The 583-nt window shown below is 45.1% G+C and carries 1 protein-coding gene; it reads right to left on the bottom strand.

All coding sequences use genetic code 11. The features are described from left to right. On the bottom strand, positions 1 to 583 hold a 583-nt coding region (locus NMM26_RS09590), incomplete at both ends, for a DUF1542 domain-containing protein (protein WP_254754494.1).

Here is a 583-nt window from a genome sequence, read left to right as displayed (position 1 = left end):
TTTACTTCTGTTGTTCCGTTAGCCTTAGCTTGGTCTACTCCCGCGTTTGTTGTTGCGTTGTCGATCGCTTGTTTTGCTGCAGCTGCCTTGTCTTGTGCTTCTTGCTTAGCTGCTGATTTTTCTTCATCTGTTAAGTCGTTATTTGATTCGATTTCTTTTATCTTATCAGCTAACGCGTCTTCTACTGCTTTTTTTGCTACTGGTTTTGCTACCGGAGTTGGATTCACATTGTTTACTTCTGTTGTTCCATCAGCCTTAGCTTGTTCTACCGCCGCATTTGTTGTTGCGTTGTCGATGGCTTGTTTCGCTGCGTCGGCTTTGACTTTTGCGTCTTCCTTAGCTTTGGCTTTTTCTTCTGCTGTTAAATCGTTGTTGGCATCAATCGCGTCGTTCTTAGCTTTCAATGCGTCATCAATGGCTTGTTTTGCTACTGGTTTCGCTACTGGCGTTGGAGTTACATTGTTTACTTCTGTTGTTCCGTTAGCCTTAGCTTGGTCCACTCCTGCGTTTGTTGTCGCGTTGTCGATCGCTGTTTTCGCTGCAGCCGCCTTGTCTTGCGCTTCTTGCTTAGCCGCAGTTTTTT

It is taken from the genome of Streptococcus sp. CF7_Ac1-8 (assembly GCF_024295435.1).
GTDB classification, from domain to species: domain Bacteria; phylum Bacillota; class Bacilli; order Lactobacillales; family Streptococcaceae; genus Streptococcus; species Streptococcus mitis_AP.
Note: the sequence above shows the minus strand (reverse complement) of the source record. Positions and strands in the feature narration are given on the sequence as shown.